This window comes from Vibrio sp. TRT 2004, from assembly GCF_050113735.1.
Taxonomy (GTDB): domain Bacteria; phylum Pseudomonadota; class Gammaproteobacteria; order Enterobacterales; family Vibrionaceae; genus Vibrio.
In genome coordinates this window covers 96,477-115,781 of record NZ_JBNJOH010000007.1, presented here as the reverse complement: position 1 = coordinate 115,781, position 19,305 = coordinate 96,477, and the positions used below count along the sequence as shown (strand labels likewise).

The 19,305-nt window shown below is 45.6% G+C and carries 19 protein-coding genes; 15 read left to right on the top strand and 4 right to left on the bottom strand.

Features of this window, described 5'->3' with window-relative positions:
• Positions 1–672 (top strand): IS630 family transposase (locus ACQEXR_RS05115; protein WP_427019875.1); only part of this gene is annotated, 672 nt, incomplete at its 5' end.
• Positions 673–1,098: 426 nt separating this feature from the next.
• Here the strand turns inward: ACQEXR_RS05115 and ACQEXR_RS05110 are convergent.
• From ACQEXR_RS05110 to ACQEXR_RS05100, 3 genes are all read right to left on the bottom strand, one after another.
• Complete coding sequence (locus ACQEXR_RS05110) at positions 1,099–2,202, bottom strand: phosphoribosylaminoimidazolesuccinocarboxamide synthase (RefSeq protein WP_427019874.1); 1,104 nt, start codon at positions 2,200–2,202, stop codon at positions 1,099–1,101.
• A gap of 190 nt (positions 2,203–2,392) precedes the next feature.
• Positions 2,393–2,788 carry a SulA-like leucine-rich domain-containing protein gene (locus ACQEXR_RS05105; RefSeq protein WP_138970890.1) on the bottom strand — a complete coding sequence of 132 codons (396 nt, stop codon included), beginning with the start codon at positions 2,786–2,788 and terminating at the stop codon, positions 2,393–2,395.
• Between the two features lie 255 nt (positions 2,789–3,043).
• Entirely contained in the window at positions 3,044–3,760 is a 717-nt protein-coding gene (locus tag ACQEXR_RS05100; protein ID WP_138970891.1) for a glycerophosphodiester phosphodiesterase family protein, read from the bottom strand.
• Positions 3,761–3,945: 185 nt separating this feature from the next.
• Between ACQEXR_RS05100 and ACQEXR_RS05095 the strand changes: the two genes are divergently transcribed.
• The 12 genes from ACQEXR_RS05095 (at position 3,946) to ACQEXR_RS05040 (ending at position 16,313) form a co-directional block, all read left to right on the top strand.
• On the top strand, positions 3,946–4,818 hold the full coding sequence (locus ACQEXR_RS05095) for a DMT family transporter (RefSeq protein WP_138970892.1): 873 nt from the start codon (positions 3,946–3,948) through the stop codon (positions 4,816–4,818).
• A 123-nt stretch (positions 4,819–4,941) separates the two neighbouring features.
• Entirely contained in the window at positions 4,942–5,907 is a 966-nt protein-coding gene (locus ACQEXR_RS05090) for a lactate/malate family dehydrogenase (RefSeq protein ID WP_138970893.1), read from the top strand.
• Between the two features lie 172 nt (positions 5,908–6,079).
• Entirely contained in the window at positions 6,080–6,841 is a 762-nt protein-coding gene (locus tag ACQEXR_RS05085; protein WP_427019873.1) for an MBL fold metallo-hydrolase, read from the top strand.
• Between the two features lie 104 nt (positions 6,842–6,945).
• Positions 6,946–7,605 carry a response regulator transcription factor gene (locus ACQEXR_RS05080; protein WP_426953257.1) on the top strand — a complete coding sequence of 220 codons (660 nt, stop codon included), beginning with the start codon at positions 6,946–6,948 and terminating at the stop codon, positions 7,603–7,605.
• 5 nt (positions 7,606–7,610) lie between these two features.
• Positions 7,611–8,990, top strand: a complete 1,380-nt coding sequence (locus ACQEXR_RS05075) for a histidine kinase sensor domain-containing protein (protein WP_427019872.1) — start codon at positions 7,611–7,613, stop codon at positions 8,988–8,990.
• Positions 8,991–9,189: 199 nt separating this feature from the next.
• Positions 9,190–11,283, top strand: coding sequence for a TonB-dependent siderophore receptor (locus ACQEXR_RS05070; protein ID WP_427019871.1), 2,094 nt, complete (start codon positions 9,190–9,192; stop codon positions 11,281–11,283).
• A gap of 169 nt (positions 11,284–11,452) precedes the next feature.
• The gene (locus tag ACQEXR_RS05065) at positions 11,453–12,220 is read left to right on the top strand and encodes a DUF3450 domain-containing protein (RefSeq protein WP_427019870.1); all 768 of its coding nucleotides are present in this window, start codon (positions 11,453–11,455) and stop codon (positions 12,218–12,220) included.
• Positions 12,217–13,572: a MotA/TolQ/ExbB proton channel family protein gene (locus ACQEXR_RS05060; protein WP_427019869.1), complete on the top strand. Its 1,356-nt coding sequence runs from the start codon at positions 12,217–12,219 to the stop codon at positions 13,570–13,572. The genes ACQEXR_RS05065 and ACQEXR_RS05060 overlap by 4 nt, the downstream gene beginning before the upstream one ends.
• A complete protein-coding gene (locus tag ACQEXR_RS05055; protein ID WP_426953253.1) occupies positions 13,572–14,129 on the top strand; it encodes a MotA/TolQ/ExbB proton channel family protein in 558 nt (185 codons plus the stop codon). Before ACQEXR_RS05060 ends, ACQEXR_RS05055 begins: the two co-directional genes overlap by 1 nt.
• The gene (locus ACQEXR_RS05050; protein WP_138970901.1) at positions 14,126–14,530 is read left to right on the top strand and encodes an ExbD/TolR family protein; all 405 of its coding nucleotides are present in this window, start codon (positions 14,126–14,128) and stop codon (positions 14,528–14,530) included. The genes ACQEXR_RS05055 and ACQEXR_RS05050 overlap by 4 nt, the downstream gene beginning before the upstream one ends.
• Positions 14,530–15,147 carry an energy transducer TonB gene (locus tag ACQEXR_RS05045; protein ID WP_427019868.1) on the top strand — a complete coding sequence of 206 codons (618 nt, stop codon included), beginning with the start codon at positions 14,530–14,532 and terminating at the stop codon, positions 15,145–15,147. The genes ACQEXR_RS05050 and ACQEXR_RS05045 overlap by 1 nt, the downstream gene beginning before the upstream one ends.
• Positions 15,144–16,313, top strand: a complete 1,170-nt coding sequence (locus ACQEXR_RS05040) for a tetratricopeptide repeat protein (protein ID WP_426953251.1) — start codon at positions 15,144–15,146, stop codon at positions 16,311–16,313. The genes ACQEXR_RS05045 and ACQEXR_RS05040 overlap by 4 nt, the downstream gene beginning before the upstream one ends.
• 53 nt (positions 16,314–16,366) lie before the next feature.
• Here the strand turns inward: ACQEXR_RS05040 and ACQEXR_RS05035 are convergent, their stop codons facing one another.
• On the bottom strand, positions 16,367–16,591 hold the full coding sequence (locus tag ACQEXR_RS05035) for a hypothetical protein (RefSeq protein ID WP_138970904.1): 225 nt from the start codon (positions 16,589–16,591) through the stop codon (positions 16,367–16,369).
• 346 nt (positions 16,592–16,937) lie between these two features.
• Between ACQEXR_RS05035 and ACQEXR_RS05030 the strand changes: the two genes are divergently transcribed.
• The gene (locus tag ACQEXR_RS05030; RefSeq protein ID WP_427019867.1) at positions 16,938–18,557 is read left to right on the top strand and encodes an ATP-binding protein; all 1,620 of its coding nucleotides are present in this window, start codon (positions 16,938–16,940) and stop codon (positions 18,555–18,557) included.
• Positions 18,554–19,237 (top strand): response regulator, encoded by a 684-nt coding sequence (locus ACQEXR_RS05025; protein ID WP_138970906.1) that lies wholly within the window; start codon positions 18,554–18,556, stop codon positions 19,235–19,237. Before ACQEXR_RS05030 ends, ACQEXR_RS05025 begins: the two co-directional genes overlap by 4 nt.
• Positions 19,238–19,305 lie beyond the last annotated feature (68 nt).

Genomic DNA, 19,305 nt, shown 5'->3' with positions numbered 1-19,305 from the left:
AAATGGCTTCACCACAATGGCTTTAGCTACAAGCAACCGAAAGGCGTTCCACACAAGTTTGATAAAGCAAAACAGCAAGCATTCATAGAGGCTTATGAAGCTCTAAAGGCAAGCTGTGGCAAGGATGAATCGATAGTCTTTATCGACGCAGTTCACCCAACCTTATTAACAAAAATATCTCATGGCTGGATACGTACTGGTCAGGCTAAAGTGATTGAAACAACGGGCAATCGTAGCCGATTGAACATTATTGGCGCACTAAACCTGTCAGATATTGGTGCCACCATCGTTCACGATTACGAGAGTATTAACAGTGAAAATATTGTTCGCTTTTTCTGTAAGTTAAGAGAGAGTTATCCATTAGCCTATAAGCTTCATATCATCTTAGATGGTGCGGGATATCACCGCAGTGACTTAGTCAAAGATGCCGCATTTGTCCTTAACATTGAGCTGCATTACCTTCCACCTTACAGCCCAAATCTCAACCCAATTGAGCGGCTTTGGAAGGTAATGAACGAGCAGTCGAGGAATAACGTTTACTTCAAAAATAAACGAGACTTCAAGGAAGCCATCGATGAATTTTTTACTGTGACTCTTCCAGAGATCGCAGGTTCACTGACGTCTCGAATCAATGATAATTTTCAGGTACTCAAGCCTGCATTTTCAAGTTGATTGGGTATAAACAACGAACGGCCACTGTGAATCAGCTTCGAGGACTTCTGGCGGAATACGGCGTCGTCACTGAACCCAGCAGCGCCTGTTTAATGACGATGGTACTGATGGTAGAAACAAACTCAGTGCCTTTGCATCGTTTGATAAAGACAAAGATGGGTTCGTCACCCAAGAAGAGCTAAATGCTCACGCTAAGTACTCTAACCCAGGAAATGGGACGGGAACGCTGAAAGGCAGCGACGATGAGTCAGAACAAGCGAGCCCAACATCTGGTAAAGGAAAAAGTGGCGATAAGGGCAACCACAATAGTGGCAAAGATAAAGGCAGTAAAGATAAAGGTGACAAAGGCAAAGACAAATAGTGTTTGAGCTGTGATCAATAAGCCCCGCTCATTGCTGAGCGGGGCTTTTGCGTATGATGGCTTATCTAGTCGATCAGCCCGTAATCGCGAGAAAGGATATCGATGATTTCCTGCTTCGGATTGTCACTTAGTTTGATCTCTTGGCCAGTAATTTTAGCGGCAATGCTTAGATAAGTCGTTGAAATATCGATCAGTGATTCTAATGGTAACGCATTGTCACGAGCCAAAGCCTCACGTTCATCCATTCGCTCTTTGTTGAGCAAAATGTCTGGATCTGGGAAGTAATTAAGTAGGAATTGGCGGAAACCTTCTTTTGAGTTCTCGACGATTCGACCTTGATTGTACTCTTCCTCATCCCAAATTCGTGATGAATCGGGTGTACCAACTTCATCCATGTATATGAGCTTTTCGTTACCTGCTGCGTCAGTCACGTAGCCAAATTCGAATTTAGTGTCGACAAAAATCTGGTCGACTTCGGCAAGTGCATTGCTGATAACCACGAAACCTTCACGAAGTAATTTTTCGTAAAGTGCGATGTCTTCTGCTTTAGAGAAGTTAAAGGCAGCGAAGTTATCCTCGATATTTTTACGAGTAATATTAACATCGTCAGCTTCAGGTACACCTGAGATGCCTTTAAGAATGCCTTTTGTCGACGGTGTCATGAGCAACTCAGCAAGCGGCTTATCTTTCTCTAGCCCTTCTGGTAGTTGAATTCCACAGAATTCACGCTCGCCTTTTTCGTATGCACGCCACATTGAGCCAGTAATATATTGGCGACAGATCGCCTCAATCATGATTGGTTTGGCTTTTTGGACAATCCAAACAAATGGGTGCGGAATATCTAGAATATGGCTGTCAGCAAGCCCGTTGTCTTTAAACAACTTAAACCAGTGGTTGGAGATAGCGTTTAGAGCCGCTCCTTTACCAGGAACACCTTTTAATCCACCTTCAGCATGCCAGATACAATCAAAAGCAGAAATACGGTCACTGATCACCATGATAGCCAATGGTGCATCAGGGGCAACATCGTAGCCTTTCTCTTTAATAAGGCGTTTACTGTCTTCTTCCGTCAGCCAATAGACTGAACGGACTTTGCCACTGTGAACGGGTTTATCAGTACGAATTGGGAGATCATCGTTTACGGCAAGAACTTGATCAGCGAGACTCATTTCGACATTCCTATCTTTAGCAAGGTGGGCGACTGCCATTCGCGACAGCCGATATCCAACGCATCATACCAGAACTATTCTGTGCTGCCAGAGAAAAAGCAAACGTTTGCTTATTTTTTTATGTTGCAAGCAAAATGAGCTGAGATTAACAAAAAACAACCCCTCAGAGAGGGGCGATTGGCAGTGTTGATTAGTGAAATTGGTTCACTCTTCCTTCGACGAAGAAGACTTCACATTGATACTGACGAGCATGTTCACAAAGTAGGCTTTGCTCAACAGTAGAAAGATTGTTAGAGGCAACGACAGCACTGGCATTACCGGATTGGATCGCCTTAATGACGATTTCGAATTCAGACTGGGTCTGTGAAGGTTTCATCTGAATAATCTTTTTGCAGCTTACATGGCAAGAAGCGAACTGATCATAATTCGGGCGAGGGCACTCAGCAGTAAACAGAATCCATTGCTTTTGATTGGAAAGACCCGCTAGGCGATTTAACGTCGTGTCATCGATGTTCATCGGCTGAGTCGGTTGAGCAAGAACATTATATTTTGAAAACGCTGAAGTCTGAGTTTGTGCCTGAATCATAATCACTGTTCCTTTATACATGCTGTATGTGTATACAGTAGTTTTAATCCAAATAAGAAGCAAGCATTTTTGTGGGATTTTTATACGATAAAAACAAAGTCATAGAGGGTGGTTTTGGTTTATGTCTTTGATATTTAATGGTTTTGTTTGGTTTTTGGAATGCTTTTGGGCGTGAGAGCTAAAATGAAAATTGTGAGCTGACGCACTCACATAGCCAGTGTTATCCAGTGGTGGTGGATAACACTGTACAGGTTACTACTGAGGATTATGCGTGAGAAAGCGTTGAGGAAAGTCGCTAAAAATGGCGTCGAGCTTCGATAGATGACGCAATGATTTTGGATTGTTGACCGTATAGCTCCACACCTGAAACCCCTCCGCTTGGAGCCGATAAATCTTGCTGTTGTTAAGAAATTTATAGTTAACGTTGCAGCTAAAAGCAGAGACTTGCTTAAGTAAACGTTCCACCTTAGTCGTTACTCGATCACACAACACGGCGAGTCTGTACTCGGGAATAAGTTGGTGCAGACAACGCACAATGTCGTGGTTAAAGCTCGATAGGACAATGTCTTCAGTTGTGGCTTGGCTGCTGCCTAGCTCTTTAGCGAGGAGCTGACAAACTAGCATTGGATCGTGACGATCGATTTTGACCTCTAAATTAAGTTTTAGCTTGTTCTCTACAGCTAAATTGAGCAGTTCATTGAGTGTCATAATTGTCTGGTTGGCAAACTTGCGGTCGAACCAACGACCAAAATCAAATTGTTTGAGTTCATCCAACGTATAGCGATCAACGCGGCCACGACCGTTACTGCAACGGTTGATGGTGTGGTCATGACAGACAACTAGCTGGTTATCTTTGGTTGGTTGAATATCGACTTCTACCCATTTCAAACCTAGCGCGATGGCGGCTTCAATACTGCAACGTGTATTTTCAGGGAAATGTCCGGCGACACCTCGGTGTCCAACAATGATCATATCGAATAATCCTCAAATAGTTCAGAGTGATAGCTTAGTATGAAGTGGTGAAGATGAGTAGATAATTAATAGCTTCTGTTCAATAAATCTGACACTATCAAAACGATAATAACGATAATAACGATAATAACGATAATAACGATAATAACGATAATAACGATAATAACGAGAAAGAGAACTTGAATTTGAACGCTGAAAATAAAGCTGGCTGGATACTATTTGCAACAACAGCACTCGCAGGGCTGGGGTGGATTTTTTCCAAAGAGACGATTCAAGGTTTGCCGCCTTTTGGGTTCGTTGGCTTGCGTTTTCTCGTCGCGTCGGTTTGCTTACTTCCTCTATGTGTTAAGCGTTTTCGCCAATTGACGCTTGCTCTTATTGGGCAGGCGGTTGGAGGAGGGGTGATACTGTCTTTCGCGTTGCTGAGTTGGGTCTATGCGATTTCAATCAGTGAGACATTGGGCGAAGGGGCGTTTATCGTCAGCCTATCGATGATTATTGTCCCTATTATTGCTTGGGTTCTTTACCAAGATAGACCGAAACGAGCATTTTGGATTTCTATGCCTATAGCAGTAGCTGGCTTGGCGATGTTGTCGTTAACCAATGGTTGGAATAGCTCTGCGGGTCAGCTTTGGTTTTTGGCCAATGCGTGTTTACTTGCTCTGCATTTCAACGTTAACAGTCAGCTCGCCCGCAAGGTGCCAGTGTTGTTGCTGACCTGTATCCAGCTATTTGTTACTGGCGTGATTGCACTGCTTATGTCGATGATGTTCGAAACTTTCCCTGAAAGTGTGGACGCTTCCATTTGGGGATGGTTTGCACTGAGCGCCTTGTTAGCAACCAGTTTGAGATACGTGATGCAAACTTTAGGTCAGAAAGGTTGTAATCCAGCCAACGCGGCGTTGATCATGCTCTTTGAGCCAATCTGGACTGTGGTTCTCAGTATTGTTTGGTATGGTGAGCAGTTGTCTGGCAATAAGTTGATCGGTTGTGGGCTGATCTTGGTGTCGCTGATATTCTATCGCACAGATGGGCGGCTATTTAAGAGACGTGTCTAGTCTTTACGCGATATTTAGATTAAACATCTGATATTTATTTCATAGATAAAATTAAATTAGCATCATTGATGAAATTGTTAGTACAATCCAAAGTTATAGGACAGATCTAACAAGGAAAGATAAATGAAAATCGGTGTGATTGGTGCTGGTTCTGTAGGGGTAGGCGTATGTAACTACCTTCTGACACTAGGAAGTATCAGTGAGCTTGTACTGCTGGATAAAGACTTACAACGCGCAGAAGGCGAGGTCTTTGATTTTAGGCACACAGCCGCTTTGACGTTTTCAAAAAACACCCATTTAGTCCCGACGGATAACTATCTGACTCTCATTGGCGCTGATATCGTCGTGATTACCGCAGGTGCTCAGATCAAACAAGGACAAACACGTATCGATCTGGCTGAAATCAATACCCGCATTGGTGTTGAGATTGCCAAAGAAGTTGAACGCGTAGCGCCTAACGCGACTTTAATCGTGGTCAGTAATCCATGTGATGTCGTGGCTCACTTTATCGCCACCAATACCCATTTCCCGCGTTCTAAAGTGATCAGTAGTGGCTGTGTTATTGATACCGCCCGTTTGATGAGTATTGTCGGCAATCGTGTCAATCTCGATCCCAAGAACGTATTTGGCTATGTGCTGGGTGAGCATGGTAGCCACTGTTTTACACCCAAAAGTCTTATTTCTATCGCTGGTCAGCCCGCGGATTACTATTGTGATACCCACCATATTGAGCGGATCTGTGCTGACGAACTGCTAGAGTCGGTCAAGCAGGCAGGGTATGAGATTTTCAAACGTAAGCAAAATACCACTCACGGTATCTCCGCCAGCGTATTTCGAATCATACAAGCGTTGATGATTGACGAACGCTCTGTCTTGCCTGTTGCTACCTTGCTCAAGGGAGAATATGGCCTGAAAGATGTCGTGCTGAGTTTGCCAACGGTGGTGGGTAAAAATGGTGCAGAAGCGATCTTGCAACATCCGTTTAGTGACGAAGAGATGGAGACACTCAAGCAGATTGCCCAGCAAGTGAATACCGTCGTAGAGCAGGTGGCTAAGATGACTGGCTTATCAACCAGCAAAGCACACTGAGTCAAGGGCATTGATATGAGAGCGCGGTGTGAATGCCGCGCTTTTGTGTTTGTATCGCTCAAATTTGTTGGTCAAAGGCATCTGTGACGTCACATATTAGAGCTAATACTCTTTGCAATAGTGATAAGCCTGATAAGTTGAATGTAAATGCAATGTTAAATATTTAGCGGCTATGAAGATCCATGCTTTAGATGGCTATATCCAAAAAATTTATCTGGTGGAGTATGAAAAAAAGCTGATGTTACTAGATGGTGCATCGAGAGCTGATATTTCGTATCTCAAACATTTTATTACTCATGAGTTGCAGCGCCCGTTTAGTGATCTAGCCGCAGTGGTAGTGACACACATGCACCCAGACCATGCGGGCGCAGCGCATAAGCTACGATCGATTACAGGGTGTAAGATAGTGGCGGCAAAACGAGATCATCATTGGTATGGCGGGGTGAGCGGATTTGCAATGCACTTGACCGATATTATGCTGGCGCGTTGGGTTGCGCGACGTAAAAACAAACCGCGGAGAAATTTGTGGTATTCACGAAAGCTGATCGCCGATATTGAGCTTTCAGATGGTGAAATGATTCCTGGCTTTGAAGATTGGACCGTGCTCGAAACACCGGGGCACACCGATAGAGACCTTTCGCTGCATCACCAAGAGAAAGGAATTTTGTATGTCGCCGATCTGATGGTCGAAGTCAAAAAACATCTTATCTCACCGTTTCCCGTCTTCCATCCAAATAAATATCGGGCTTCGATTAAGCGTATCTACAATCTCCAGCCGAAAGTATTGCTGGTTGCGCATGGAGGGCAGGTCGAATTTACTGAGCCTGTCTATCAGCACTTGCTGAGTACGGCACCGAGAACGCCAACGACTCATTGGCGCACGACCAAAATTAAGCTTAGGAGCCTATTCTCGTCAGTCTTGAACCTTGGTTGACGTTAGATCCGACTATTCGCACAGCACTTCGCAACTAAGTGCCATTGTCTTCAATATGGCCTTAGTTTAGAATGCGAACCCTTTTCAATTGTACTGCTATTCTCATGTCGCGAATTTTAGTTGTCGATGATGATATCGAACTGTGTCACTTGCTGTCTGATGTTCTGGAAGCTGAAGGTTACCTCGTTGAATGCGTCCACTGCGGTGAGAGCGCACTTAAATACCTAGAAAAGAAGGCCGTAGATCTGGTTTTACTTGATGTCATGCTGCCTAAACTTAATGGTATGCAAGTTGCGCGAAAAATCTGCCAGCGCTTTGCGACTCCTATCCTAATGCTGACGGCTCTCAATGATGAAGAATCGATACTTGATGGCTATCAGTCTGGCGCGGATCAATATATCGCTAAGCCTTTCAAGGTTCCTGAATTACTGACTCGGATCAAAGCGATATTTCGACGTGTCGGTCTAGAGAAACAAAGACAAGCCAATAGTTGCGAGTCTCAAGGTTCGTTTGATTCTTCTCAGTTGCCTTTGACCTGCACCGAGGCTGATTTACTCGGTTATCTGATAAAGAATGAAGGTGTGGTTGTGTCTAAAGCAGAGTTACAGATCCAAGTGCTGAAAAAAGAACTCAGCCCATACGATCGAAATTTAGACATGCACATCAGCAACTTGAGACGTAAGTTTGTGGAAGCCGGACTCTCCAAACAACATATAAAGACGGTGAGAGGCAAAGGATATAGCTTCAACGCCAACGTAGGCTAATGACCATGTATCGATTTAGTTTACGCAACAGTTTTGCCCAGCGAAAAGACAGCTTGGTGTTCCAGTTGTTTAGCCATATGGCGGCAGTCATGGTGTCGATACTCCTGTTGCAAGTTATTGCTGAGCAGGCATTAGTTAAAGCGGTGCTCAAGGTGCCGGTGCCAATCAAGCAACATATTTTACAATTGGCTCATCAGGCCAATGTTCTGATCGAAGAAGGGGATATGGATGAACTGGCCGACTGGGCCAACGCACAACCTTATTACCTCTTTGTTCTCGATCGGGACAATCAGCCGCTGTCTCACCGTCAGATGCATCCACACTTCGAATTTAAACTGCGCTTCTTGCGAGAGTTAGATAGCCCCTTAAGCGATACGGTGAGTAAGCCATTGATTGGATTGGGCCTTGATGGTGGCAACACCTTAGTCGTGCAATTGCCAAGTGAAATGCACCCAGCACATCGTTTTCTTGTTTATCTGGCGGTAAGTAAAGTGGTGATCGTCATTACCATGCTCTCGTTGTTTTCGCTGATTTTGGCTAATCAACTGAAAAGACCGTTGGACCGATTGCGCGAGTCGAGTCGTCGACTTGCGTCCGGTGATTTTAATATCAGTGTTGTGAGCGAATTGCGCTCCAACACGCGCGAGTTTAATGACTTAGCTCGTGATTTCGACGATATGACCAAAGAGATCCATGCTTTAGCCCAGCGTCAACGCAACTTGATAAGAGACGTCTCTCATGAACTGCGCACACCATTAGCCAGACAGAATCTCGCACTCCATCTACTTCGAGCAAAATCATCAGATTCACACCGCCCTCTGATTGAACGATTGGAACGAGAAGTGGATCAAATGGACGTCTTGGTAGCCGAGATTTTAGAGTACAGTCGATTGGAAAACTCTCGCTATGAAGCGAGTTATAAGCCTGTCTGCCTCGAAAGTTTGATTTCAAGTCAGGTTGAGCAAAGCCGTCTCCAACTCAGGCAGCATCAAACGATGACGGTCGATTATGGTGCGAATCTTCCTATGATCGTGACGGATCAGCGCTTGGTACTCCGATGCCTTAATAACCTGCTGACCAACAGCATCAAGTATGCTGGTGATAGCGCCGAAATAAGGGTAAGCGTAGACACTAAATCAACGAACTTAGGTTATGTTGTGGTAGAGGTTTGTGACAACGGGCCAGGCATACCTCAAAGTCACATTAAGGAGATATTCAGACCGTTTACACGCTTGGAATCCTCGCGCAACAAGCAGCAGGGTGGGTATGGTTTGGGGCTGGCGATTGTCAAAGAGGCAGTGAGTCTGCTTAATGGTAAGGTGATCGCATCCAACCGAGCCACTGGCGGACTGAGTGTTCAGCTCATTTTGCCCATTAGACGTTAATACGACGACGAATCACGCGAAGCGAATGTCATGTGGCATTCGCTTTTGTGCTTTATGGGCAGGGGATTGACGATGAAATGTACGCCTATTGCAAAGATTGTAAATTTAATGCAAATGATATTGGTTATCACTTATATTTCGATCCGTTAAAAATGATGAGGCAGAGCTGCTGTGCTCTGCACAAGCTACGGAGAAGAAAATGTTCACTAAAAGTCGCTTAGCACTGGTTATTGGTACGGTATTGGCGGTACCTGGAGTTTACGCGCACAGTGTTGAGACCGATGAACACATGGTGGTTCAAGGGCGTGATTACGGTTATCAGGCAGAGACGAATTCTACCTCTATGCGTATGGAAGTGAGTCAGCTAGAAACTCCGGGGCAGGTTGCCGTGATAGGCGAACAGCTTATTGAAGAACAGCGAGCAAGCACTTTGGGAGAGGTTCTAAAGAATGATGCCAGTGTGAGTGCTGGTGGAACAGGCCGTAACCGTGAACGTTTTTCGTTACGTGGTTTTGAAGTTGAAAGCTCATCTGGCTTCCTACGTGATGGTCATCAACATTGGTCTCATTATCGCCAACCTGTCGAGTTACTAGAGCGAGTCGAAGTGGTGAAAGGGCCATCGGGTTTGTTGTACGGTGTCTCTGCCCCTGGCGGCTTGATCAATATGGTCACGAAAAAGCCGACTTATGAGACGCAAGTAAACGTTAGCCAGGATATCGGATCGAACAATCATTCTCGTACGATGGTTGATGTTAGCGGTGCGCTTAACGAGGCAGAGACATTGCGCGCTCGCACGGTGTTGGCGAAAGAAAGTGTGGGTTCGTGGAGAACTTACTCAGACGGTTCCAAACCACAAACTGACCGATTAGTCGCGGGGCTGTTTGTTGATTATGACATTAATGATGACGTCACACTGTCACTTAATTACGACAAAACTAATGATAAAGGCAGTGTTGATTCTGGTGCTCTCTACACTCTAGATGGTCAGCCTGTCAGAGGAAAAGAATTGATATGGGACGCACAGTGGTCTCAAATCGAAAATGATGTAGAGAATATTGGTTTCAACATTGATGCACACCTTTCTGCTGTCTGGTCTGTTAACACGGGCTTTAACTATCAGGACATGGAGCGAACGGATATTGAAAGCTATCCAGACTTCTCTGATTTAGACAGTAACGGTACGGTAGGGCATGGTGGTAACAATCGCCATGATAAGTGGCGTTACAGAACAGGTCATTTCGATCTGATTGGTCATCTTGAATTGGCGGGCATAAGCCATCAGCTACTAATTGGCTCGAACTGGTTGGGATACAGCTATGACCGCAATCAGAAAGGCTTCACGACTCAAGATGTTGCACCTGGCGAAAGCGTGGGAGTACCGACACAAAGCGGTCGAAATGTAGTGAGTCATTCCAGCTACGACACTTGGGGCTTTTATGCACAAGACCTGATGACGTTAAACGAGCAGTGGCAGTTACTTGCAGGCGTTCGTTTTGATCGTAAGGTTGCGGATGGCGTTGCTGAAGAGAATATCTCGCCTAAGTTTGCTGTTATCTATCATCCCGCAGACAACGGCAGTGTTTACGCTTCATATGCCGAAAGCTTTGAACCACAAGGCGCGGTGGCAAGTGGTCGCCGCACTTACACCAACGATGGCGCTCTTTTAGACGCAGCAACGGGTGTCTCTTATGAAGTGGGTACTAAGTGGGAATTACTCGATAAGCGTCTATATCTATCTGGCGCGCTATTTGATATCACGCAACAGAATGTTGCTATGGATGTCGAAGATACTATCAATGCTGGCAACTACATCAAAACTCAAGACGGTGAACAGCAACACCGCGGCGCTGAATTGACGGCGCAGGGTATGGTAACAGAGCGAGTGTCACTGTTTGGCTCTGCCATGTATTTGGATGCTGAAATCAGTCAGCATGAGACCTATGCAGGTAACAAACCGAAAGATGTCCCTGAGTTTGCCGCGAGTTTATGGTCTAGCTATGCTGCTACTAACGAGCTAGATGTGAATTTGGGTATTATCTATCAAGGCGCTCGATATGGTGATGATGCCAATACTTTTAAGAAAGAGGGGTATACTCGAGTCGATATGGGGCTTGCCTACACCTATAAGTATGATGCAAACCTTGATATGGTGGCTCGTCTTAGCGTAGAAAACCTGTTTGACACCGATTATTTGGCCGGAGGTGGTGCAACCTCATCGAGCCATAACTACGCGGAAGATGTAGTGATTGGAGAAGGTCGAAACTATATGGCAACACTGCAAATTAAATACTAATCACAGTTGAGTAAAATTCTGTGAACGAATCAGGGAGAGGGTAGTACCTTTCCCTATTCCTGTTTAAGTGTAGCGATCATTGCAATTTTGCTTAATGACGCTACTATGAGCATCACCCTAAATGAGATTGCTTCTCAATTATATAATGACATCAGTAAAAACAGACGTTATGAATTCAGTTACGATAAGTTTGGCACTTAGTCTTACCCTCGCAGCAACAAGTACATTGGCTAGCGGTTTAGATACCGCGCAAGGCATTCAAAGCAAGACCAATTCGGCTTCTGCCAGCAGCCAAAAACGCATTGATAGCAGTGCTGAAAAAACACTGTTGTTTAAGGCAGAGATTGAGCAGTTGCAAGAAGAGGTCAAGAACCTCGAAGTCTATCGTCAGCATTTGACATTTTTGGTGAATAGCCAGCAACAAGAGGCAAGTAGCTTAGAGCGCCAGATTGAAGAAATTAAGGCGACACGTCAGGGGATTGTACCTTTGATGTATCAGATGATTGATGGACTGAAACAGATTGTCGCTCAAGATGTCCCAATTAAGTTAGATCAACGCAATGAGCGTCTCGCTAAGCTTGACTCTATGATGACCCGAGCGGATGTCAGTGATGCTGAGAAGTATCGTCGTATTCTGGAAGCTTATCAAATCGAGATGGACTACGGAACAAAGCTTGGGCTTTATCAGGGGCAAGTGATTATCGATGGCGAAAAACGTCAGGCAGATGTGCTCTATGTTGGTCGTGTGTCTCTTGTTGCACGCAGCCTGAATGGCAAAAAATTCTGGTCTTGGAATCAAAATGACTCGAAGTGGTATGAAGTAGACGCTTCCCTAAAATCTCAACTAGATAGCGCGTTTAGTATGGCGGCGAAACAGGTTGCGCCAAGTTTGATCACTTTGCCGGTATCACTGAAAGTTGCGGAGGCGAAGCAATGAGATTCCCAGCCCTAATAACTTTGCTGACCTTAACGGCTTTGCCAATCTATTCTTCGGCGAGTGATTTAGTCTCCGCCGCGAAGAATGAAGCGAAAGTTCAGCAACAGCACAATCAATTACGTGAATCTGGCTTTAAACAAACCGAGCAAGAACTGGCGCAGTTAAAGCAACAACTTTCAAAGCAGAAACAGGCTCTGCAAGCGCAAAACGACCAGTTAGCCGCTGATTTCAGTCGAAATGAACAGCAGTTAGCAGAATTGGAAGAGAAACTGCGTCTAGAAACAGGTAGCTTGGGCGAGGTGTTTGGTGTCGTGAGACAAAATGCCAAACAACTGCAATCAGAGTTATCTCAATCGGTCACTGGTGCAGGCGCGCAGACGCATACCGAGGCAGTGAATGAGATCGTCGCTGCAATGCAGCTCCCTTCCTTACCGCAGTTGACCGAACTATGGCTCGCGTTTAGTGAGCAGGTTGATGCTAGCCGAGAGATCGAATCGACGCTTGTCGCCTTTATCGACGGTGAAGGGATATCTCAGCAAACACAGGCGCTGCGCTTAGGGGCTTTTGGACTTGTTGGTCAGCAAGGCTACCTCAACTGGAACGGCAGTAAGCAGGTTGCGACAGCGTATATTCAACAACCGGAAAATGGTCCTACGCTAGATACGTTAGCAAACTTGAGTAAAGGTCTACCGACAGCGCTAGTCATAGATCCTTCCCGTGGCGTGATGCTAGAGCAACTCGCATTGACCCCAAGTCTTATGGACAGACTTCAAGCGGGCGGTGCCGTGGGTAAAGTGATTCTCGGCTTGCTTGCTATTGGTTTGTTGATTGCTTTGGTTCGTGGTGTAAGTTTGTCTGTTGCTCGCCAAAAAATTCGAAGTCAGTTTAAAAATCCTAACATGCCCACGGATAACCCACTTGGTCGTGTGTTGGCGGTTTATGGAAATGGCAAACACAAGACTGTTGAAGCTTTAGAGTTACGCTTGCTTGAAGCGGTGGTTGATGAACAGGCCAGTTTAGAGAAAGGCCTCTCAATGCTTAAATTGCTGGCGGCGTTGGCACCCATGCTCGGTCTATTAGGCACGGTGACAGGTATGATTGAAACCTTCCAAGTGATTACACAATTCGGCAATGGTGATCCAAAAGTAATGGCTGGCGGAATATCAATGGCATTGGTAACGACAGTGCTAGGCCTCATCGCTGCCATGCCGTTGTTGTTGGCACACAATATTTTGAGTGCTCAAGCGGAAGCCATCCGTAACATTCTTGAGAAGCAAGGGATCGCTTTAGTGGCCGAGCAGGCGGAACAGGATAATGTCGTGGTTGACGACAAGTTGGGGAATGCAGCGTAATGGACGCGCTATTTGCTCTATTGTCGGAGTTGATCATGACGCAATCTTGGCTAAGTGCTCTGCAACAATTTATGCAGCAGGGTGGCCAAGTGCTTTGGTGGTTAGCCTCAGTGGTGTTATTGAGCTGGATTTTACTGATAGAGCGTGTGGTGTTTTTGTGGTTTCAGTTTCCCACGTTAAAAAAACAGTGGGTGGCTAAATGGCAATTGAGAACCGACCACGACTCTTGGTATGCGCGGTCTATCCGTGATGGTTGGCTATCTGAAGCGCATCGTCAGCTCCACCAACACCTAAATATCATCAAGGTGCTGGTGGCGATTTGCCCAATGTTGGGGTTGTTAGGCACCGTAACAGGAATGATTTCAGTATTTGATGTCATGGCCAATCAGGGCAGCAGTAATCCCAAATTGATGGCGTCTGGTATTTCACTAGCGACCTTGCCAACGATGGCGGGTATGGTTGCGGCTTTAACTGGCATGTTTGCTTACGCCCGTTTACAAAAAGCGTGTCACATGAACGAAATTAAATTAGAAAAATCATTAAGGAGTCAACGATGAGACTCGGTCGACGTCAACAGAGACAAGAAGAAGCGCAGGTCGATCTGACATCAATGCTTGATATTGTATTTATCATGTTGATCTTCTTTATCGTTACCAGTTCATTTGTACGAGAATCAGGTGTAGAGGTCAATCGACCGACTGCATCAAACGTGGTGAGTCAGAAAGAAGTGGGGATCTTTGTCGCTATTACCTCGGCAAACGATATATATATCGACAAACGTGTTGTTGATGTAGAGCGAGTGCAGGCGACGCTTGAACACTTGATGTTGGACAAGCCGGACGCGTCATTGGTTATTCAGGCTGACGAACACGCGTACAGTGGTACCGTGGTTAAGGTCATGGATGCAGCCAAGAGCGCAGGTGTACGCAATATCGCATTAGCAGCGGAGAAGATCTAGTGATGCGATTGCTATTAGCGATACCGCTTGCGTTCGCCTGTGTGCTCGCGATATTCAGCGTGATGGCACTGATGGTAGACAGTGGTCAACGATCTGTCCCCGACACAAGCCAATCGCTCAGTTTTAACATGATCATGTTGGAGAATGAGCAAGACGTGCAGAGACGTCAACGCAGTGTCCCAGAACCGCCTAAAGCACCGCAGGTGCCGCAGCATATGCCGACTTCTCAAGCGAATGCCGAACAGACTCAATTATCTCCGGTTTCTCAACCTTCACTAGGTCTCAGTACTGCGATCGAAGGATTGGCGATTCGCGCCCCGAGTTTTGGCGATTTTGGGGTCAATCAACAGGCGATGCCACTCTATCGAGTTGAGCCTAGATATCCAAGCCAGGCGGCAAAGCGCCGCATTGAAGGTTATGTTGTGATTAAATTTACCATTGACCCAACAGGTAGACCGACGGATTTAGAGGTGCTAGATGCTAAGCCCAAGCGCACCTTTGAGCGAGAAGCTATCGCAGCACTCAAAAAATGGAAGTATCAGCCGAAGATTGTCGATGGCAAAGCCTTATCGCAATTCGGTCAGACGGCTACAGTGGAGTTTAAAATAGCGCCATGATTAGACATCTATTCGTCGTTTTTCTTGTGTTGTTTTCCGTGATGGGAACCGCCCAAGAGTTGAGTCAATATAGTGCGATTCGTGTACAAAAGGCGCACCAGTTGGCGCAAAATGACCAGCTCAAAGAGGCGATTAACGAACTTCAGCAGATCGACTCATCAAGAGCTTATGACCAAGCATTTATCGCTCGTATGCAGGGTGTTTTTTTATGGCAGGATGGTCAAGTGGATGCCGCGATTGGGCAGTTAACCAAGGCGGTAATGAGTGGACTGCTACAAGATGAACAGGCTTGGACTACCCAGAAAATGCTGGCAGATCTGCATCTTAGCCAGCAAAACTATCAACTGGCTCTCAAGCATTACTATTCGTTGGTTAAATCCGCTGCCGAGAAAACACCAATAGAAGATGTGTGGCTACGTATTGCTCAGTCTCATTATCAACTTGAACAGTGGAATAAGGTAATTCCGGCAGCGAATCACTATCTGAAGGCATCGGCCAGTGACCGAATTCAGCCATTATCACTCATTTTGGGCGCACAATTGCAGTTAAAACAGTGGTCACAGGCGATTCCAACGCTAAAACAGTTGATTGCTTTGCAACCTGAGAAGCTTAATTGGTGGCGACAGTTAGCGAGCTTGCAGATGCGGGTAGGGCAAGACAAAGAGGCTCTGGATACGCTCTCTCTGGCCAAGCTGAATCAGCTAGCATTAACGCAAAATGATCGCCGTATTCTCGCCCAGCTCTACGCTAAACGAGGTGTACCGGAGCGTGCAGCGTTGGAAATTAGTGAGCTCGAAAACGCATCTAGTGACGTAAAACTGTTGGTGGAACAGGCCGTCTATTGGCAATCGGCAAAGGAATGGAGCAAAGCGATAGAGGTGTGGAGGCAGGCCGCGCAGTTAGATAAAGACTATCATTGGAATGTTGCCCAGTTAATGGTACAGCAGGGACACTATCAACAAGCTCTGCCAGTACTAAACAAAGTCGAGGGGCATAAAGAACAAGTCGCGTTGGCTAAGACGCGTGTACTGTTCAAGTTAAATCGAGTCGAAGATGCCCTTATTGAGGCAAAACGCGCTGAGCAGATAGAGCCTTCATCGCAGGCGAAAAGTTGGATTCGATACCTCACTCAGGTGAGAAAAATGGCGGATTCGCCTTCGAGTTAAAGCAAACAAAAAGGGAAGCGCAATGCTTCCCTTTTCCTTATCAACGAATGAGGCTATTTGTTGTTGGAGCAGACAAACTCAGCACGCCACAATAAGCGTTCGGACTGTTTCAAATTGGTTAATAGCTCCTGCCCAGACATTTGTGGATAAGCATGCATCACCGTCACATCCTCGCCTTGATCTGACTTTTGGTAAGCCCTGACATGAGTAAACGTGCTCGCTAGGTTGTTGGAGAGCATACTTCTTGATAAACAAATGCCGAAAATATCCCTTTTCATCGCCTTTTCCTCTGTCATACCTTCAGCCAAAATAGTTGTAGTATTTATGTGAAATTTGGCTGCCCAAACTAACGTTTTGCACAATGGCTGTGCTCAACAATTATACGAAAAATCTGACTGCATTGCGTAAAAAATGACCATGAATATTCATGATCTAGATCAAATATTATACCGATTTCATATTTAAAAATGCCTAACAACCCCAAGGCAAACGTTTTCTTTATGCGGCTTGGTGGCTTTATAACCACTGTCAATATTTTATCTTTGTGGGCTTCACATATTACTCATCCTCCAATCGTTGGCTTGTTATCCGAATGTTATCCTTTAGGTGGAAAAAGGAGTATTTATGAAATGGAGTAGCATCAGTTTTCGTAAACGAATGCTGATTATTATGACGCTATCTGGCTTAATCGAGTTGCTGTTACTCGTTGCAGCTGGCTTTGTCTATATTAAGCATGCCCAAGAAGATGAGATGGGGCAGAAAGCGTTGGGAATTGCTTCATTTCTTGCCGAATCTCCTTACGTAATTGAAATGATCGAAAATGGCCCAGATGAAGAAAGTCAGGAACGCTATCGAACGCTGACGACCTTAATTGGTGCTGCTTTCATTGTTGTCGGCAACAACGAAGGTGTCCGTTTAGTGCATCCGTTGGATGAGCGACTTGGTAAACCAATGAAAGGCGGGGATAACGATCGAGCTCTGATCGATGGACAATCTTACGTTTCGATCGCTAAAGGCTCGCTGGGTTATTCCGTCCGAGGAAAGTCGGCAGTATTCAATGCGCAAGGACAAATCATCGGTGTCGTCTCAGTCGGTTATCTAATCGACAGACTACAAGACCGAATAGAACCGTTTTTGATCTACCTGATCCTGATGGCATTTGCTGTTGTTGGCGCCAATGCGATTGTTTCGAGCTATGCGTCACGTCGCTTTCAGCGTGCGATTTTAGGCTTTGAGCCCGAAGAAATTGGGCGGTTGTATGTTGAGCTTGATGTTACTCTCGAAACCCTTAAAGAGGGAATTCTAACCATTGATGATAAAGGCAAGTTGCGGTCTATCAATAAGAGTGCGTGCCAAATATTAGGCCTCAGCAAAGAGCAGTCGCTTAACCAACCATTAAGTGAAGTACTCCCAGACAGTGACTTGCAAACCGTGTTGCAAACAGCTCGTACAGACCATGATATTAACCTCTACCTCAACAAGCAGCGTTTGATTGCCAACCGAAGTCCCATCATTGTTGATGGCAAAGTGGTGGGGGCGGTGTCGAGTTTTCGCTTGAGAGACGACCTGACCGAATTGACTGAGCAATTGGCTAAGACCAAAGAGTATGCAGAAATGTTGCGCTCTCAGACTCATGAGCATCGAAATAAGCTCAATACGATTAGCGGCATGGTTCAGATGGGAGAGCTGGAAGCGGTGCAATATTTGATCGGTCAGGAAACTGAGCACTATCAAGCATTGATCGAGTTTTTGCGAGAAACAGTCAAAGAGCCTCTGATTGCGGGTATGTTATTAGGCAAAACTGAACGTGCAAGAGAGCTTGGTCTGCGTTTAGTGGTTGAAGAAGGCTCTCGTCTCGAACCTTTACCGAAACGAATTAACCCAGAAGATCTGGTCACGATTCTTGGTAATTTAATCGACAATGCATTCGATGCGACGCGTGAAGCGATAACGAAAGAGACCTTATTTGCCCCCCACCGACGTACGATTGAAGTCTCAATTAGTGACTTTGGTAATGAAGTGATTTTAGAAGTAATCGATCAAGGATGTGGGTTGCCTGAAAACATGAGTGTAGAATCATTGGTAAGACGGGGCGTCTCGAGTAAAGATAAGGCAACACGAGGAGTGGGCTTATATCTCATCAATGAACTCGCAATTCGTTATCACGGCGAGTTGGAAATGGTCAACAATAAGCAACATGGAGCAAGGATCACGGTGTACCTACCTAAGGAAGAACAGATATGACCTCAGTAACGCGAGTAATGATCATTGAAGACGATCTCGCGATAGCGCAACTCCATCAACGCTACTTAGAGCAGATGGATGGCTATGAAGTAATTGGCATTGCGACGACAAAGCGAGAAGCGGGTCTTCAGTTAGAGGTATTAGCGCCTGACTTATTGTTGTTAGATGTTTACCTTCCCGACGGTACTGGGTTAGAGATTTTACATGAACTGCGCAGCAATCATTTAAGTTGTGATGTCATTCTGATTACCGCTGCACGCGACGTTGAAACGCTGCAACAGGCGATGCGTGGGGGCGTGGTCGACTACTTGCTCAAACCGGTCGTATTTCCGAGACTTGAAGTGGCACTCAAGAAATACATTTCGCAGAAGCATCAGTTGAATCACGCAAGTGACTTGGACCAAAACATCGTGGATAAGATGCTCCAATCGACACCTTCCAACGAGTCGCCTAAGAATCGTTTACCCAAGGGGATTGATGGGGTAACGCTCGAAAAAATCAAAACGCTATTTGTTGAACATGTTCATCTTACTGCGGATGAAGCTGGGGAACAGATTGGTGCGAGTCGCACCACTGCGAGACGCTATTTGGAGTACCTGATTAGTACAGGTGAACTAGAGGCGGATCTCAACTATGGTTCAGTTGGTCGACCAGAGCGCACCTACAAAAAAGCCAATTAGAGGCTCTACTGAATAGGGTGTTTCCTAGACGGAATCGTTATAGACCTCTACATTAATAAGTAGATTGT

Excerpts from the sequence above, each read along its gene's own strand:
- ACQEXR_RS05040 (WP_426953251.1), top strand. The coding sequence starts at position 15,144 with ATGATTAGACATCTATTCGTCGTTTTTCTTGTGTTGTTTTCCGTGATG.
- ACQEXR_RS05085 (WP_427019873.1), top strand. The coding sequence starts at position 6,080 with ATGAAGATCCATGCTTTAGATGGCTATATCCAAAAAATTTATCTGGTG.
- ACQEXR_RS05090 (WP_138970893.1), top strand. The coding sequence starts at position 4,942 with ATGAAAATCGGTGTGATTGGTGCTGGTTCTGTAGGGGTAGGCGTATGT.
- ACQEXR_RS05070 (WP_427019871.1), top strand. The coding sequence starts at position 9,190 with ATGTTCACTAAAAGTCGCTTAGCACTGGTTATTGGTACGGTATTGGCG.
- ACQEXR_RS05060 (WP_427019869.1), top strand. The coding sequence starts at position 12,217 with ATGAGATTCCCAGCCCTAATAACTTTGCTGACCTTAACGGCTTTGCCA.
- ACQEXR_RS05035 (WP_138970904.1), bottom strand. The coding sequence starts at position 16,591 with ATGAAAAGGGATATTTTCGGCATTTGTTTATCAAGAAGTATGCTCTCC.
- ACQEXR_RS05030 (WP_427019867.1), top strand. The coding sequence starts at position 16,938 with ATGAAATGGAGTAGCATCAGTTTTCGTAAACGAATGCTGATTATTATG.
- ACQEXR_RS05050 (WP_138970901.1), top strand. The coding sequence starts at position 14,126 with ATGAGACTCGGTCGACGTCAACAGAGACAAGAAGAAGCGCAGGTCGAT.
- ACQEXR_RS05025 (WP_138970906.1), top strand. The coding sequence starts at position 18,554 with ATGACCTCAGTAACGCGAGTAATGATCATTGAAGACGATCTCGCGATA.
- ACQEXR_RS05065 (WP_427019870.1), top strand. The coding sequence starts at position 11,453 with ATGAATTCAGTTACGATAAGTTTGGCACTTAGTCTTACCCTCGCAGCA.
- ACQEXR_RS05055 (WP_426953253.1), top strand. The coding sequence starts at position 13,572 with ATGGACGCGCTATTTGCTCTATTGTCGGAGTTGATCATGACGCAATCT.
- ACQEXR_RS05075 (WP_427019872.1), top strand. The coding sequence starts at position 7,611 with ATGTATCGATTTAGTTTACGCAACAGTTTTGCCCAGCGAAAAGACAGC.
- ACQEXR_RS05110 (WP_427019874.1), bottom strand. The coding sequence starts at position 2,202 with ATGAGTCTCGCTGATCAAGTTCTTGCCGTAAACGATGATCTCCCAATT.
- ACQEXR_RS05105 (WP_138970890.1), bottom strand. The coding sequence starts at position 2,788 with ATGATTCAGGCACAAACTCAGACTTCAGCGTTTTCAAAATATAATGTT.
- ACQEXR_RS05100 (WP_138970891.1), bottom strand. The coding sequence starts at position 3,760 with ATGATCATTGTTGGACACCGAGGTGTCGCCGGACATTTCCCTGAAAAT.
- ACQEXR_RS05080 (WP_426953257.1), top strand. The coding sequence starts at position 6,946 with ATGTCGCGAATTTTAGTTGTCGATGATGATATCGAACTGTGTCACTTG.